Source organism: Amycolatopsis sp. NPDC004079 (assembly GCF_040610415.1).
Taxonomy (GTDB): Bacteria; Actinomycetota; Actinomycetes; order Mycobacteriales; family Pseudonocardiaceae; genus Amycolatopsis; species Amycolatopsis halotolerans.
The window spans coordinates 164,544-180,830 of record NZ_JBEXMH010000004.1; the positions used below are offsets into that span (position 1 = coordinate 164,544).

Genomic DNA, 16,287 nt, shown 5'->3' on the forward strand with positions numbered 1-16,287 from the left:
CGGGAGTCCATTGATGCGTCTTAATCACAGCGCGGCACTGGCTGAGCGCGGGCGGTTTGCACTCCGTCTTGCGCGTGGTCGGCCGGAACTCTTCGTCAGCTGCCGGACGCGACGAGGATCCTGCCATTCCGGGTAAAGATTGCGATTCGCCGCACGGGCGGAGCGGCAGCCGAGCTGCCTGCACCGGCAGTGGTCGGCCAGATTTCTCGCGTCTTTGAATATTTGCGCACTCCCACAGGTCCTGCATTCTGATCGACTTGAACTTGTCGTGGTTCACCGTTTCCCCGCGAGGAGATGAACGATGTTGTTCTCATCCAGTTTGCGTGCGCGGCACGTCGGAGCGTGCGCGACCGGTGCTGCCGCGGCCCTGGTTATGGCCGCGTGCTCCGGCGTTCCCTCCGGCAGTGCTACGCACGACAGAACGGTGAACCTGGAATACCTTGCACCGCCGACGACCTTCGATCCTGCCGCGGGCACGGCGTACGACGACTACACCGGAGCGAACTTGCTGTTCTCCACGCTCACGGCGCGCGACTTCAACGGCACAGTGATTCCGAATCTCGCGTCCAGCTGGGCCGAGAAATCGGCGTCCGAATACACGCTGACCATCCGCGACGACGCGACCTGCGCCGACGGGACAAAGATCACGCCGTCGATCGTTGCCGCTTCGCTGGCCTACTTCGCCGACAACGACAACAACGCGCATCCTTCCGCGACCCTGGTGTTCGGCCTGGGCAAGACGACGATCACCGGGGACAATACGGCCAAGACCGTGTCCATCACGCTCGCCCAGCCCAACAGCGACTTCCTTGCCGCGCTGTCCGTCTCGCAGTCCGGGATCATCTGCCCGGCCGGTCTCGCCGACAGAACCGGGCTGGCTGCGGGCTCGGTGAAAGGCGCGTTCTCCGGTCCGTACACGCTCGGAGCGACGAAGCCGGGTGTCGAGTACGCCTACGACTTGCGCCCGGACTTCCGGCAGTGGGTCAACTACACCACGCCGTTGGCAGGCGCGCCGGCCAGGAAGATAGTCTTCGGCATCCGCACCGACCCGTCGACCACCGCCAACAAGCTCCTCTCCGGTGACCTCGACATCGGCAGCGCCACCGGAGACACCATTGGCCGGTTCGCCGGCCGCAGCGACTACCATCAGGCCAGGATCATCACAGCCAACGTGTACGTGGCCTTCAACGAGACTCCGGGCCGCTACTTCGCGGACAGGCCGGCGGCGCGAAAGGCAGTAGCGCAGGCGATCGACCGCGCCGCGTTCAACAAAGTATTCTCCAACGGTCTCAGCCCGATCTTCAATTCAGTGGTTCCCGCAGAATACAAATGCGCGCTCGATGACGCCTCTCTGATTCCTGCGCCGAACCCGGTTCTGGCCGCAGCGGCACTGCGCGGGGCCCGCGTCAAGTTCCCGGCTTCGACCGGATTCGGCGACCAGGGAAAGGGCGCCGAGTACGTCCAAAAGGTGCTCACCGACGCAGGCGCCGTCGTCGATCTGGACAAGAGCGACAACGCCACCTGGGCGACGACCGTCCAGAACCCCCGGAGCGACTGGGACCTTACCCTGATGGGAGATGTCAACGCGCTGAAGCTGATCAGCGCGTCGCTGACCAGAGTGATCGGACCCGGCTACCGGGTAGACGGCCGCAACATGACCGCGTCGAAGAACCCCGAAGGCGAAGCGGCAGTAGCCGCCGGACAGCGGGCCACCGACCCGATAGAGCAATGCAGGCAGTACGGGATCGCGCAGCGATCGGTGCTGACCCGCCAGGACGTCATTCCGCTGGCGGGCACCGCGTCGAGCCTCGTCTCGGTCCCGGACGTGACGATCGCGGCCCCGGTGGGTGCAGTGAACTACGCGACCATCCGCGTGGCGGGCTGACCCGTGCCCGCGGTTGACGAGAACGCGTGCATGCGCTCCGCCCTGGGGGCCGGGTGGCGGCACTCGCCGTGGCTGCAGTTCGCCGCGAAGCGACTGGTCGGACTGGCCCTCACTTTCGCGTTGCTGATCGTCGTGACGTTCTTCATCGTGCGGTTGTTTCCAGGGGATCCCGCTGTTGCCGCGGCAGGCCCGGACGCGACGCCTGTGCAGGTCGAGCAGGTTCGTCACGAACTCGGCCTCACCGATTCGCTGTTCGTCCAGTTCGGCGGATACGTCCGGGGAGTCGTCGAGGGGAATCTGGGGACTTCGTACAGCCTGCGGCAGCCGGTCGCGGAGTCGGTCTCCGCCCGGCTGCCGTTCACCCTCGGCATCGCGCTGCTGGCGATCGTGCTGGTGCTGATCGTCGCCATCCCGGCCGGGATGGCGGTCAGCGTCCTCACCCGGGGCGGGCGCCGCCGCTGGCTCGACCACGGATTCAATGCCATGACCGGGTTGGTCGCGGCGATCCCGTCCTATGTCATGGCCACGTTCTTGGTTCTAGTGTTCGCTGTCTCCCTCGCCCTGCTGCCGCCCGCGTACTCGAACCTGCGTCAGGCGCAGTCATTCGTGCTGCCGGTGCTCGGCCTGGCGCTCGGCCCGATCTGCACGGTGTCGCGCTTGGTCCGGAGGGAAACCGCGGTGGTGCTGGAGCAGGACTTCGTCCGGACCGCCCGCGGTTGGCGCCTCGGCGGCTTGCGGCTCTACGGAAAATACGCGCTGCCGGCGCTGATGACGAGCACCCTGACCCTGGGCGGCCTGATTCTCACCTCGATGCTCGGCGGCGCGATCGTCGTCGAGACCGTGTTCGGCTGGCCGGGGCTGGGCCTGGAAGTGGTCCGGGCGATCCTCGTCCGCGACTACCCGCTCATCCAGGGCATCATCCTCGTCCTGGGCATGCTTGCCGCGCTGCTGACCCTCTTGGTCGACGTCGTGCTCGGCCTGATCGACACTCGCACCCTGGGGAGCCGCAATGTCTGACGTCACCGCGCTGGCGGCGAGACGGCCCCAGCGCTCCGCGCACGCCTTCCGCTGGACTCCCGGACTGGTCGTCGGCCTCGGGCTGATGCTCACGATCGTGCTGGCCGGCATCCTCGCACCGATTTTCCTCTGGGGGCCGGGCGACCAGCTGAGCAGCGCCCAGTCGCTCCCCCCGTCGGGGAAGCACTGGCTCGGCACCGACGAGTTCGGCCACGACGTACTGGCCCGGGCGCTGGTGGCGACACGGCTGACACTCGTGCTGACCGTGTGCGCTACGGCAATCGGGGTGGTGTTCGGGGTGGCGCTCGGCACAGCGATCTGGCTCGCTCCGCGCCGGATACGCGAACTGGGCCTGCGGGCGATCGAGGCTGCAGTGTCCTACCCAGGGCTGCTGGTGGCGTTGATCATCGCTGCCACGTTCGGAGCGGGCGCTGTCCCTGTCGTTATCGGCATCGGCGTGGCGGGCATCCCCGCTTATGCGCGGCTGACGGCCAACCTCGCCTCGGACGTCTCCCGGCGCGACTTCGTCACCGCCGCGCGGCTGCTCGGAGTTCCTGGCCGATCGATCGTCACCCGGCACCTGCTGCCGAACGTCGCCGAGCCGCTGCTGATTCTCGTCGCGTCCGGGTTCGCGGTGTCGCTGATGGAGATCGCGGGACTGTCGCTCGTCGGCCTCGGCGTGCAGCCGCCGTCCTACGACTACGGAAAGCTGCTGATCGACGCGCTTCCGGCGATCTACAGCCGACCATGGCAGGTGCTCGGGCCCGCAGTGCTGATCGTCGTGACGATTCTTGCCGCGATGCTGATCGGCGACGGTCTCGCGGCGGCGGCCGACCCTCGGACGTCGGCATCGCATAGGCCGGAAGGGAAATCCCGGACGGCTGCAAGCGCGGCGGCGACCTCGTCGTTCGTGACCGTGCGCGACTTGCGGATCACCACCAGCGCCGGTGTGGAACTGGTGCACGGCGTGTCGTTCGATATCCCCGCCGGGTCCGTGCTCGGCGTCGTCGGAGAATCAGGCTCCGGCAAATCGATGACAGCGATGGCACTGGCCCGGCTTCTGCCCGAAGGCATCGGTTCGGATGCGACCGCGCTGCGGGTGGGCACCCTCGACCTGCTCGGCCAGTCCTCGAAGCGCGACCTGGCCACGACGATCAGCCTGGTCTACCAGGACCCCGGAACCACATTCAGCCCGGCGCTCCGAATGGAATCGCAGGTAGGCGAGGTCCTGCGGACCCACCTCGGGAAAACCCGGGCCAAAGCCCGCAACGAGGTCTTGGCCGCCTTCGAGACAGTGCGCATGCGCCATCCCCGACTCGTCCTGGGCCAGCACCCGCACGAGCTGTCCGGCGGAATGCGGCAGCGCGCCATGATCGCAGCGGCACTGACCGCCCGCCCGAAGCTCATCATCGCCGACGAGCCGACCACCGCGCTCGACGTGACAGTGCAGGCGGAGATTCTCAGACAGTTCAAGAAGATCAATGCCCGGGAAGATACCGCGATGCTGTTCATTTCCCACGACATCGGTGTGGTGGAGGCGCTGTGCGACAACATCATCGTCATGAAGGACGGCGAGATCGTCGAATCGCTGACCCGGTCCCAGCTGGTCACCCGCGACGTCCGGCACCCGTATACGAAGAAGCTGATCGCGGCGACGCCGACACTGACCGACCCGCTGCCGGAGCGAGCCCGATGACCGCGCGCGGGCTGCGTGTCGAAGACCTTGTGGTCCGGTTCGGGCACGGCCGCGGCGCCAGGGAGGTCTTGCACCGGGTGAGCCTCGACGTGGCGCACGGGCGGACAGTCGGACTGGTTGGCGAATCCGGGTCTGGCAAGTCGACCATCGGCAAGGCGATCGTCGGCACCGTTCCGGTGGCGTCCGGCCGGATCCTCGTCGACGGGCACGACCTCGCTGCGATGTCCGGCCGGCAGCGCGCCGCCATGCACCGGAAGGTGCAGATGATCCCGCAGGACCCGTACTCATCACTCAACCCGCGGCGCACGATCGGGCAGACCCTCGCCGAGGCAGCGGACCCGGTCCGAGCTGGTGTACGGCAGCACCGCGACCTGATCGGCGACTGGCTCGACCGGGTTAAACTCGCGCCGGAATCGGCGGGCCGCTATCCGCACGAATTCTCCGGAGGGCAGCGCCAGCGCGTCGCGATCGCGCGGGCGCTCATGATCGAACCCGAGATCGTGATAGCCGACGAGGTGACCTCGGCTCTCGATGTGTCGGTGCAGGCGGAAGTGCTGGCGCTGCTGGAGAACCTGCGCGAGACTCTGGATCTCACGATGGTGTTCATCTCGCACAACCTCGCGGTAGTGCGCCGGGTCTGCGACGAGGTTGTCGTGCTCTGCCGCGGGGACGTGGTCGAAACCGCCGACCGGGAGTCCCTGTTCCGCCGGCCGAGCCATGAGTACACGCGGGAACTGCTGTCGGCAGTTCCCGGATCGCCGACCTTTTCCTTGTCGGAGTGAGGTGCTGTGAACCCTGATCGCTCCGTTCCGCTCGATACGCGTCCGGAACTGCGCGCCGACGTGGTGCATGCCGCCGCAGCCGACGGTGGTGCCCTGATCCGGAGTTCCGACGGCGAGTTCGTCTTGAAGGGGCCGTCCGTGCACGGGTGGCTCACAGCGCTGTGGCCGTTCCTCAACGGCGAGCTGACGATCAGGGAATTGTGCAGGGGGTTCACCGACAGGCAACGCGATACAGCCGAGCGTTTGATCGCCGCGTTGCTGGAACTGGGACTCGCTCGTGATGCGGGTGACACCGACCAGCGCGTTGCGGTGGCATCGGCCCGGAAGTACTTCGGTGCGCAACTCGACTGCATCGCGCAGCATCGCGGCAGCCCGGCCCGCCGTTTCGAACGATACCGGACAGGCAAGGTGCTGCTGATCGGTTCAGGCCTGATTGCGCAGAACGCCGCGGCCGGGTTGCTTCGCAACGGGCTTCAGACGCTGCATGTCGAAGCATCGGATGCCGGCTCCGCGCGACTCGTGAAGGCGCTGCGGGAAGTCAGGGCAGAGCTGTCCGCACATGGCGTCGCGACTGAAATCAGGCCGATGAGCAGGGCTGTGCGGCAGGATTCCGAGTACGACGTCGTCGTCGCTGTCGAAGACGGCACCTGCGCCACGCGGTTCTTTGAGGCAGTGACCAGGAGCCGGAGTCCTGCGGTGGTACCGCTGCTGACAGCCGACGGGCTGGCGTTGATCGGTCCGGTGGCCGGAGGCTCGGGCCAGGGCCTGTGGCTGAGCGCGCTGCGACACTTCGAACGGAACCGGGGGCTGGGGACGCTGGCGTCGTTCTGGCGGTCCGTCGCCGCCACAGGACCGCGCGTCGACCAGACACGGCTGACAGACCGCGCCTCCCGAGTTCTCGGCGGCGCGTTGGCCCGCGAAGTGTTCCGGATCCTCACCGGTTGCGCTCGTCCGGAGACTGACGGCGCGGTGATTGTCCACGACCTGACGACGCTGAACACCTGGTCTGAGCAGGTGCTGCCGCACCCGGCTTCTAGCGGGAACGCCGTGGGGAAATGGCCGGTTCCGTCGATCGGAGCCGAGCCGGTCGACGCCGACGTCAGCGAATCCGGCGGGGACGCCGCGCCGCTGGTCCAGCAGCACGTCGGGATCCTTCAGGGCTTCGACGACGTGATCGGCCAGGCGCCGCTGTGGGTGGCGCGGGTACGCCTGGGCAGATCGGCCGCCGAGCCCCGGCGGGTGACCGCGGTCGACGTCGAGTCGAACCGGGCGGCGCGCCGGAACGCGATCAAGTCGGCGCTCCTCGTGTACGCGGACCGCGTCGACCGTGTTCCGCCCGTCGGATCGGCTTCCGCGTTCGCGAGAACGGTCCCTCCGTCCGCCCTCGACATCTGGTCGGGTCCGCTCGACTGCGGCGATGGTCTCCTGTTGCCTGCCCGCTCGCTGTCGACGGACGACGTTGTCGGCGTGGCTTGGGAAGCGGTGTTCCCCCTGCAGTCGGAAAAATGTCACGGATTCGACCGGACGGCTGCAGGCGGTGGATGTGGAGGGTCTATGGGGGAGGCCGTGCACTCGGCTCTTCTGTCCGCCTTCTCTTACCGCGCGCTGCGTGCCGCGCTGGCCGGAGCACCAGCAGAACCAGTCGCGTCCGAGTCTCCGTGGCAAGACGACGTCACCGTCTACTTGCGTGGAGCGCTGCGTCGAATGGGCTCGGCCGTGGAACTGCTCGTCCTGACCCGCGAGCCGTTCCCCGTCATTCTCGCGCGAGTGCCGGACGACCGGGCTGACGATCTGATTTGGACAGTCGCCGCGTCGGATTCCCCAACGGCAGCGGTGAACAACGCACTCCGCGACCTCTTGGGTGCGGTGCAGATGGGACGCGAGGGTTGGGAGTACGACCCCGGTGATCCGCTGATGACCGAGTTCGACCCGCGCGCAGTGCGGGTGCGGGCTGCTGTGTCTGCTGAGGCTGCGGCTGGCATCGGCGGAACAGTGGGCGAGTATCTCCGCTCGGGAGGAGAAGATGCCTATCTCGTGGACACCACGCCGAGCGACCTCGCTGCGACCGGACAGTTCGTCACGGTGAAGGCCCTGCTCGCGGCTGGCCTCACTTCCGGCGGATGAAAGTCTCAAGCGCTCGAAGCACGTCGGCCTTCCGCCAGCCAGGAGCAGACGCGATCGATCTCGAAGGTGCTGAGGCTCGGCAGGGTCTGTTAGCCGCGAGCATTGCCGCGCCGCGAGCGAATTCGCTCAGGCCCACATGGTTGCCGTTGAGGATCACCGCGCGCGGCAATGTATCGCCACCGCTGGGCGGCACGTCGCCTCCGGTGGCACCGGGTGAATGGATGCCGCGCCCGTCCACTTCGGCGTCTTGAGCACTCTGCGTGGTTTGCTAGTCGAGGGTCTTGGACGCACATCGGCTTCGGCAGAGTTCGGGGAAGAAAGCAAACACAGCGGAGAAGTTCGTAAATCTATTTTCCTTTCGGGTGAATGCCCTTCATTGTCATGCGTAATTCGCCTGGTCTTGGATTGCGTTTCCTTTTTTGGAGATATCGGGCCGACGCAAGGGTGCCTCTCCGGCGTTCCGCTTGAGACGGGGCGCGAGCTGCGGATTCTCTCGTCGCGTGGATGCATGCCCGAGGTGCTGCGTTCATCAGCCGACTCAGTCGGTTTTTGTCGACGGGATCCGCCGGGGTTTGGCTAAGCTGGCGGTCTGGACTAACGGGCAGCCGCTCTTTGCCGTTGGCTGACTGCAGCCGGGGGATACGTTCGAGGCGGTCGACCCCCAGCAGTCCCTTGTCGAGGAACTCTTTCGGGGACATTTTGAGGGCACGGTCTCTGGGACGCTGGGCAACGCTTGACCGGGGGCTGTCCTGACCATGCCGGTCTCGCCGACCGTTGCTCGGCGAGACCGGCGACCTTTTGCACTCGCCGCGGGGAAGCCGTCCCATCCCCGCGGCCCCGTCGTAACCGTGTCCCGAAGAGTCCCGCCATCCGAGATGCGCGGGCGGGTGGGTACCGGCGGCGGTTCAGCGGATCTTCCGGATCGGCAGTGCGAGCAGTGCGCCGGCTACGGCGAGAAGGCCGGCGCCGCAGAACAGCGCGGCGAAGTTCGCGCCTGAACCGCCGATAGCCAGGAGCGCGGGGCCCATGGCTGGTACCACCGAGTTCGCCAGCGCGATCGCGACCTGGAACAACCCCAGATCCTTGGCGTCCGCACTGCCGCGGTGCGGGAGCACCCTCGTGACCAGCGCGAGATCGACCGAAGCGTAGGTGCCCATGCCTATTCCGGCGATGAGCGAGCCGGCCAGCAGGAACGTTGACGTCGCGGTGAATGCCATTCCCAGCATGCCGATCCCGTACACGACCGCAGCGAATACCACGAAGGGCTTGTAACGGCCCGACCGGTCGGAGAGCAGGCCGGAGATCAGCGACCCCCCTGCGACTCCTCCGGTGTAGATCAGTGCGGAAAGGAATACGAAGCGCGCCGCACCGGCCGCGTCGGTGTGCAGCCGGTCGATCACCAGCAGGGCTTGGAACGTCGTGGGAACGTACGCCGCCATGTAGACGAAGAACCGCGACAGCCAGGCCCAGCCGAAGTCCGGGTGCCGCCGGGGCGAGACCCAGAGACCCTTCAGCTGCGAGCGCAACGGGACACGCGGCACGTCGGCGCGGTCGAGTGCTGGTTCCCGGAGCACCGCGAGCAGCGGGGTGGCCAGCGCCACCGCGAGCAGCGCGGGGATGAGGAACACCGGCACTGGCGCTGCGGGCATGAGCTGGACCAGGAACGTGCCCAGCAAGATCGCGATGTAGATCCCGATTTGGACCAGGCCCGACATGCGGCCGCGCTGCCGCACCGGGACCCGGTCGGCCAGCACCGCAGTGGTCGCTGCGAGTGCGGCGGAGATCGCGAGCTGCGCGCAGCACCACGCGATGGTCACTGCGACCAGATTCGGAACAAGACCCATTATCGTCACCGCGGGAACTGCGGCGAGGAGTCCGCCGAGAATGAACGGGCGCCGCCTTCCGAACCGGGATGTGCACCTATCGCTCATGAGCCCGAACAGCGGATTGCCGATCAGTGCGAACACTCCGCCGATCGAAGCGATCGTCGCGAGCGACCCTGCGGCGTCCTGAGGGACAAGCTGGGCAACCCGCAACGACAAGCTGATCGACGCCGGCGTCAGCATTGCGATGTAGACACCTAATGTCGCGAGCGCATAAGCCACCACGAACCCTGCGCCGACCGACCGCTCGAAGTCCATTGTGGACTGTTCTTCGGCCTGTGCAGACATTTGTTCCTTGCTCACTGTCACTCCGTCCTTGCTGTACGCCGCTAAGCACCAGTACCGGACACGCCTGTCGATTGCTAGCAACGTAGACAGTCATGGGATCGAAGCACTTGTCCTTCCCGGCGAGGCGATTGTGTTTCCCCGCAATACCGTTCTGGCGGCGGTGACGATGGCTTGATCCGCGTGGTGATCTTGAGTCGGCACTGCGGAGGAGGCGGTTGCCGAAGGCTGGGAATTGCCAGTGCTGTCCGCGACTGCCAGCTCGGCGGATCGCCGGGAGTGCAACTGCGTCGTAGCCATCCAGCCGAGTCGCATCCCCTGCCGACAGAGACGCAGGCGGGTCCGGTCGGGCCGCTCGGCGAGGCTTTGTTGCTCTCCGCCGTATTGACGGTCCGCATCTGGTTTATCGTTCGATCGGGAAGGGCCGGGATCGGATGCGGTCGGCGCTGCAGGGTCAGAGGTCGGCCGATGTCCGCGAGCAGCAGGCAGATTGAGATCCGGCGGCCAAGACGTCAACCATGAACATCGCCATTGTGGACACCGGAGGTGCGCGGTGAGCGCGGAACTGATCTTGACCAATGCGACGGTCTACACCGTCGCAGCCGAGAAGCCGTGGGCTGCCGAGGTCGCCGTCGCCGACGGCCTGGTGCTGGCCGTGGGCGACGACGTCGCAGAACATCGAGGAAAGGACACCGAAGTGCGCGACCTAGGCGGGGCGTTCGTGATGCCCGGATTGGTCGACGTGCACAACCACCACTCCCGGGCCGGCCAAGCCGAGTTGTTCGAGCTGTCGCTGTCCGCCGATCTCGGTTTCGCTCAGGTGCTCACCGCCGTGCGGGAGCGCGCTGCGGAGCTCACTCCCGGCGAATGGGTTATCGGGCACGGATGGGGTTCCACTCTGGTCGAAGCCGTGTCCCGCGAGTCGGCTCGCCGCGCCTTGGACGCGGCGGCCGCGGATCGGCCGGTGCTGCTCGCTGACGACAGCGGGCACAACCGGTGGGCGAACACCGCGGCACTGCGTGTCGCAGGCATCGACCGGGACACCCCCGATCCGGACGGCGGGATCATCGTGCGCGACCGTGCGACCGGCGAACCGTCCGGTCTGCTGCTGGAGGCCGCGGGCCAGTCCGTGGAACGTATCGCGCGAGCGGCGCAAGGCCTCACCGAACACCAGCACGTCTCCGCGTCCCGGCGGGCGATCGAGATCTTGCACTCTCACGGAATTACGGCGTTCCAAGACGCGGCGGTATCGACGGACATTCTGTCTTCGTTGCACGCACTCGACACAGCCGGAGAACTGTCCGCATGGGTGGTCACGTCCATGCTGATCAACGACCAGATCTTCGGATTCGACCTTACCGGCGAGGCCCTGATCGCGGTCGGCGAGCAGTACCGAAGCCAGCATCATCGCCCCGACTTCGTGAAAATCTTCCTCGACGGCGTGCCGCCCACACGCACGGCGGCGTTCCTCGAGCCTTATCTTCCTGATGAGGTGCATGGAGCATGCCACCGCGGCGGCACCGCCATGTCGCCCGGTGAGTTGGTGCACTGGCTGCACCTGGCCGCCGCAGCCGGGCTGGGTGCGAAGATCCACTGCGCCGGGGACGCCTCGGTGCGCGCAGCGCTCGACGCCATCGAGATCGTACGGCAGGAGGGGAATTGGAACGCGAAGTTTCAGATCGCGCACGGCCAGTTCGTGCATCCCGACGACGTACCGCGGTTCGCCGCTCTCGCTATTGCCGCGGATATCTCGCCGTTCATCTGGGTGCCCGGCGTGATCCCGGCCGCTATCGCCGCAGTGCTGCCCGCCGGGTTCTCCAGCCGACTGCACCCGAACCGCTCCCTGCTCGATGCCGGAGCGCTGATCGCTGGCGGGTCCGACTGGCCGGTCAGCCCATCGCCGCACGCCTGGGACGGCATCCAAGGCCTGGTCACTCGTCGGGATCCGACCCAGCAACGTCCGGGCGCGCTCTGGGAGGAACAGGCAATCACGCTTCAGGAAGCGATTGCGGTGTTCACGCTGAACGGGGCCAAAGCGATGGGCGTCGACGACGTGACCGGATCGCTGACACCCGGCAAGTCGGCGGACTTCGTGGTGCTCGACCAAAACCCGTTCGACGTCCCCGCAGCCAGCCTCGCCGAAACCCGGGCTGTGGAGACTTGGTTCGCCGGCCGACCGGTGTACACCGCGGAATGACATGCGGAGCCACGCAATCAGCCTCGTGGCGAGTGATGAAAACATTGCCAGGCATGCAGACAATCCTCGTCTGCTCTGGTGCTCTTGCTCTGCCACCGTTGGCGAATCGAGGTCATGCAGCTCCGACACGATCGCTACTATCTCATTGTCTGGCAGGGGAATCTCGCGTCGTGGTGCGCGGTCGGGCATTTCTGACGGCACGAGCCCGGCTACGCAGGTCCTGACGGAAGCGCCGGGCTCGTCTGCCTGGCGGTCTAACGCTTCCACTCGCAGTCGCGAGGTGCCGACGATCTCCTGCCCGTTCAGCCACGGCCGCTTGTGCGGGGCGGCGGGTGAGATGGTCGCGAGAACCTCACGGGAGTTGATGATGTCAGCTTGCCGTCCTGGCCAGCAGACCTCGAGCGGTACCTCGGCCTCAGCTTCCAGCGGGGCTGGGCGGTGGCAGTGGGCCGTGGCGTCGGGATCGGTCGCTGGTCGCGGGAATCGCAGCGCGGCCTGAGCGGGAAGCCGGATAGGCGATGCAGCTGCGTACATGACCGCAGGGCCGAGACGCGATGGGGGAAGGGCAATGATTGGTCGCGCCCCTTGCGGGCGACTTTGCCGAAATTCACGCCCAGGCACCCCCGGGGCAGGGTTCAAGGACTCAGCCGTTTGTGGGCCGGGGACGGTGGCCACTGCCGCTGCTGGCACGATGGTGTGCGCGGGCTTCCCTGCGCAGCTTAGTCATCGCTGGCCACCGCCAGCGCCAGCACCGCGGTCGATGAGGACCAGTTCATGGAACCCGCTGAAGGCTACGGCCCGCCCGCACTCGTGGTAGGCGTTCTCGCCGAGGTCAGCCAGGCGGCAGACGCTGGTGGCGCGGTGCGGGCGCGCGTAGAGTTCACGTTCCATCTGTTCCTGGGCGGCGGGTAGCTGATCGGGTTGCCCCGGCCCAGGTGCGAAAGACTTGCTCCTCGACGGCGGGGTCGGCTAGTGCGAACGAATCGAGGGTGATCAGGTCCAAGTTGGTAGCGGGCGTGCGCCGGGGCGGTCGGATTGTCTCCGCCGCCGGCGTAGTCATCCCTCTAGCGGCCGTGCCGCAGCAGCAGCCCCAGCACCGTCCGGTCATCGACAGACCCCGGGGAACGCGAACAACTTGATGCTGACCCAGCAATGACTGCGATCCCGGGTGTTGATGAGCACCTCGCCCGCGGGGCGAGAAGTTCAGATCGGACTGGTCGGATTGTGGTCGTAGAGCGGCCCTCGGGCATTTCACCGTGGGAGAGCCAGGGGCACGTATTTGACCGAGCGTCCGTCGTCGTCGAGCAGTCGGCCCATCAGCTTGACTGGACGCAGGGTGATCGCCCTGCCGACGATCCTGAGCCAGGGCCGCGTCGTGGTCAAGGAGTTCTCCAGGGCTATGACCTGGTATTCCGACGAGAGGGACGCGATGAGGAGCAGGTTGGCGGTGCCGTTCACCACGGCGCACATCCGACACTCCGGCAGCGCGGCCAGCGATTGGCCTGCAGAGTCGAGCCGGTCGGGTGGCACCTGTATCCACAACGTCGCTGTTACCGGTGCTGGTGACAGCGAACGGGCTATCTCGCAGCGAAGTACGAGCGCGCCGGATTCGAGAAGGACGGTCATCCTGCGTCGGACCGTGGTTTCGCTTACGTTGAGCCGCACTGCGAGCGCCGCTGCGGGAGCACGGCCGTCTTCGCCGAGAGCATGCACGAGGGCGCGGTCGAGCGATCCGAACCGGAGGGACACGGGGGAGTGCCAATCAGGCTCGCCGTCACGTCGTGCTCGCCGGCTGCTGCCGTCGGACAGTATGCAGGGCGAGACGAGGGCCCGGTTCGCGATCACGCCGGGCAGCCCTGCTAGCCGAGAGTCGAGATAGCTTCTCAGGTCGTGCGGCGACGAGGCGAGGACGTGCACCAGCAGATCGCACCGTCCTGCGATGTGGTCGATGCTCGCGACGTTCGGGTCGTCGGCTAGCGCCAGGGCGACAGCCAGCGATTGGCCTGGCATGCAGTCAATTTCGACGAAGGCCAGCACCATGCGCTTGCGCAGGCTGCTGCCCGGGTAGGCGGCAAACCATGCGTCGCGTCGCTCGGACAAGCGCTGCCATCGGCGGGTGGCCGTCACCGCGCTGATCCCGGCGGCCGCGCTGATCGACGACCACGGAGCGCGGGGGTCCGCTTGCAGGGCGTCGACGAGTTCCAGGTCGTTCTTCGTGAGCATTCGACTGATTCCTCGATGCTTCCCGGCCTTGTTTGGCCGATCTTCGCCATTGCCCCGACATCGGCGGCAGTTTTGTGCGGCATCTTTCGTGCCCGATCTTCCCGTGTGCTGATCGGGCCGCGAAGGTCCGTATTTTTCTGCGGTTCGCCATCCTGTTCCGGCAGCGCAACATTCCGCGTTGAACATCGTTTCGTCGCGGTCGACACGGTTCGGCGGCGGGGTTCCTTGGTCTGGGCTGTGGTTCTCCTGAACAGATCTCACCGCGGCACATTTTTACTGGTTATGGGGACAGTTTCCGGAGGCTGCGGCAGCAGGGGTGCGTTTGCCCGGGCCGAGGGCGCTGGTGAGCAGCGGGCGGAAAGGGGCCGCGAGGGTCGGCAGGACGTGTCGGCGGTTGCGGATCAGCGCGGCGAGGGCGAGGGCGGCGTAGATGCCGCACAGGATGTAGCGGGCGGTCTGGCCTGACAGGGCGAATTGCGCGGCGAACAGCCCGAGCAGGGTCCAGGCGGCCCAGCGTGGGAACCGCAACGCCAGCAGTGCGGCGACGCCGAGCAGGGTTTGGGCGGCGGTGAGCAGGAACTCTTCGATTTGGCGGCCGTCCAGGTGCAGGGCGGTGCCTCCGCCGCCGATCAGGTAGGCGATGGGGAGGCTGCCCACGAGCAGGGTCCATTGGTTGACTTTGCTGGAGATCAGTGTGCCGATCGCGTCGTCGGCTTTGCCGCGGACGGCGAAGAGGATCGCCACGATGAACTCCGGGGCCTCCGAGGCCAGCGGAGCTAGCCACTGCACGAGCAGGAACCGATCGATCCCGAGTTGAGTGCCGGCGGCGATGAGATTGTCGGCGAAGGGTTCGGCGCAGGCGAGGATGACCACGGCGGCGAACACGAACAGGGCGACGACCAGGATCCGCCGTCGCCGCGCGGGGAGTGCGCCGATGGTGGCGGCGGGGCCTGCTAGGTGCGGTTCCGCGGCTTCGGCGCGGGAGACTTTCCACAGGTAGAACACGAAGAACCCGAGCAGCGCGAACCCCAGGATCAGGGAGATCTGCCCGGTTGCCGGGACGAGGAACGCGACGACCGAGGCAACCGCCAGGAATCCCAGTTCGACCCGGTACGGCGAGTCCAGGGTCAACTCGCGCACCGCTTTGCCGGTGCGTTTGCGGGCGATCGCGAGGCCGATCAGCACGACCGCCGACCAGCCCAGTCCGAGCAGCAGTCGGTTCGAGCCGGTCATGTTGGCCGCGGCGTAGGCGACGTATTCGGGGTTCGAGCCTGCGGTGTAGGCGAAGTACAGGTCGACCGCGTACTCGGGCAGGACCGCGATCACGGCGAGGATCGCGATCGCGAGACCGCCGGAGATGTCGACCTGCGCCGCTTCCGCGGCCCAGGCCAGGACGAACGACGCGGCGACCACGGCCAGGCCGAACAGCGCCAGTCCCGCCACCGGGCTCGGCGCCGCGCCGGACAGGCGCAGTACGAGCGCGGGCGCTGTCAACGCGACGCACAGGCCGATCGGGCGCAGCAGTTTGGCGAACACGAGAACCGGGTCCTTTCGTGACGTGGTCCGGCCTCGCCGCGACATCCAAAGGGGTCTCGGCCAGGCGTATCCGGGCTGGCCGAAGGTCTCACCCACCCGTGGTTGCGCACGGGTCCGGTGGCCGGAGAGCACGAGGGCTCTCAGCATGTCGACCACAGGCTTGCGGGTTACTCCCCTTCGGAACGAACCTGACGATTCCAGGCGAGCCGGAGTTTCCGCAACCGTTTCCCGCGCTGCCGCCGTTCCGAGAAACGGAATCGTCGCCGCCGGAAAACGCGTTTTCGGAGCACCGAAAACATGAGACAGGGAGACCATATTCCCGCGCTCGTGCTGCAAGCCGGTTACCCGGAAGCACCCTTCGCGCAATACGCGCCAAGAGGCATCTGCTCGCGGTCCGGTGCTGACCGTGCCGAGCCGAGGTGTTGCCGTTCGTACCCGTTCCGGTGATTGTCCGGACAGGCAGGGGCGGACGGCCGAACCGTCCGGTCAAGCCGGCGCGGGCCAGTGCAGGCCGGACCAAAAGTTGGGAATCAGCGGCAGGCTGGACTTCGCGGCAGCAAAACATGATCTTCGCGGATGTTCGCCGTCGAGCCTGGTTGCATCGGGAGAGCGCTGCGAACTTCATGACCGATCAGGCCACAAGAGGCGTGCTTCGGCCA

Annotated in this window: 10 protein-coding genes; 7 read left to right on the forward strand and 3 right to left on the reverse strand. The window is 66.9% G+C overall.

Annotation, left to right across the window (positions count from 1 at the left end):
* Positions 1–505: 505 nt before the first annotated feature.
* From ABZX37_RS06035 to ABZX37_RS06055, 5 genes are read left to right on the forward strand one after another with little or no spacing between them, the layout of a single operon-like run.
* The gene (locus ABZX37_RS06035; RefSeq protein WP_354736478.1) at positions 506–1,885 is read left to right on the forward strand and encodes an ABC transporter substrate-binding protein; all 1,380 of its coding nucleotides are present in this window, start codon (positions 506–508) and stop codon (positions 1,883–1,885) included.
* Between the two features lie 30 nt (positions 1,886–1,915).
* Positions 1,916–2,902, forward strand: a complete 987-nt coding sequence (locus tag ABZX37_RS06040; protein ID WP_354736480.1) for an ABC transporter permease — start codon at positions 1,916–1,918, stop codon at positions 2,900–2,902.
* Entirely contained in the window at positions 2,895–4,598 is a 1,704-nt protein-coding gene (locus ABZX37_RS06045; RefSeq protein WP_354736482.1) for a dipeptide/oligopeptide/nickel ABC transporter permease/ATP-binding protein, read from the forward strand. Before ABZX37_RS06040 ends, ABZX37_RS06045 begins: the two co-directional genes overlap by 8 nt.
* A complete protein-coding gene (locus ABZX37_RS06050) occupies positions 4,595–5,380 on the forward strand; it encodes an ATP-binding cassette domain-containing protein (RefSeq protein WP_354736483.1) in 786 nt (261 codons plus the stop codon). The genes ABZX37_RS06045 and ABZX37_RS06050 overlap by 4 nt, the downstream gene beginning before the upstream one ends.
* Before the next feature lie 6 nt (positions 5,381–5,386).
* Positions 5,387–7,504, forward strand: a complete 2,118-nt coding sequence (locus tag ABZX37_RS06055; RefSeq protein ID WP_354736484.1) for a hypothetical protein — start codon at positions 5,387–5,389, stop codon at positions 7,502–7,504.
* Between the two features lie 905 nt (positions 7,505–8,409).
* Here the strand turns inward: ABZX37_RS06055 and ABZX37_RS06060 are convergent.
* Complete coding sequence (locus ABZX37_RS06060) at positions 8,410–9,690, reverse strand: MFS transporter (RefSeq protein ID WP_354736486.1); 1,281 nt, start codon at positions 9,688–9,690, stop codon at positions 8,410–8,412.
* Positions 9,691–10,225: 535 nt separating this feature from the next.
* Between ABZX37_RS06060 and ABZX37_RS06065 the strand changes: the two genes are divergently transcribed.
* Positions 10,226–11,869, forward strand: coding sequence for an amidohydrolase (locus ABZX37_RS06065; protein ID WP_354736488.1), 1,644 nt, complete (start codon positions 10,226–10,228; stop codon positions 11,867–11,869).
* A 774-nt stretch (positions 11,870–12,643) separates the two neighbouring features.
* Positions 12,644–12,781 (forward strand): hypothetical protein, encoded by a 138-nt coding sequence (locus tag ABZX37_RS06070; RefSeq protein ID WP_354736490.1) that lies wholly within the window; start codon positions 12,644–12,646, stop codon positions 12,779–12,781.
* Between the two features lie 339 nt (positions 12,782–13,120).
* On the opposite strand, the gene ABZX37_RS06075 is transcribed toward ABZX37_RS06070, so the two are convergent.
* On the reverse strand, positions 13,121–14,092 hold the full coding sequence (locus ABZX37_RS06075) for an AsnC family transcriptional regulator (RefSeq protein ID WP_354736492.1): 972 nt from the start codon (positions 14,090–14,092) through the stop codon (positions 13,121–13,123).
* Positions 14,093–14,365: 273 nt separating this feature from the next.
* Complete coding sequence (locus ABZX37_RS06080) at positions 14,366–15,673, reverse strand: sodium:proton exchanger (protein WP_354736494.1); 1,308 nt, start codon at positions 15,671–15,673, stop codon at positions 14,366–14,368.
* Between the last annotated feature and the right edge of the window lie 614 nt (positions 15,674–16,287).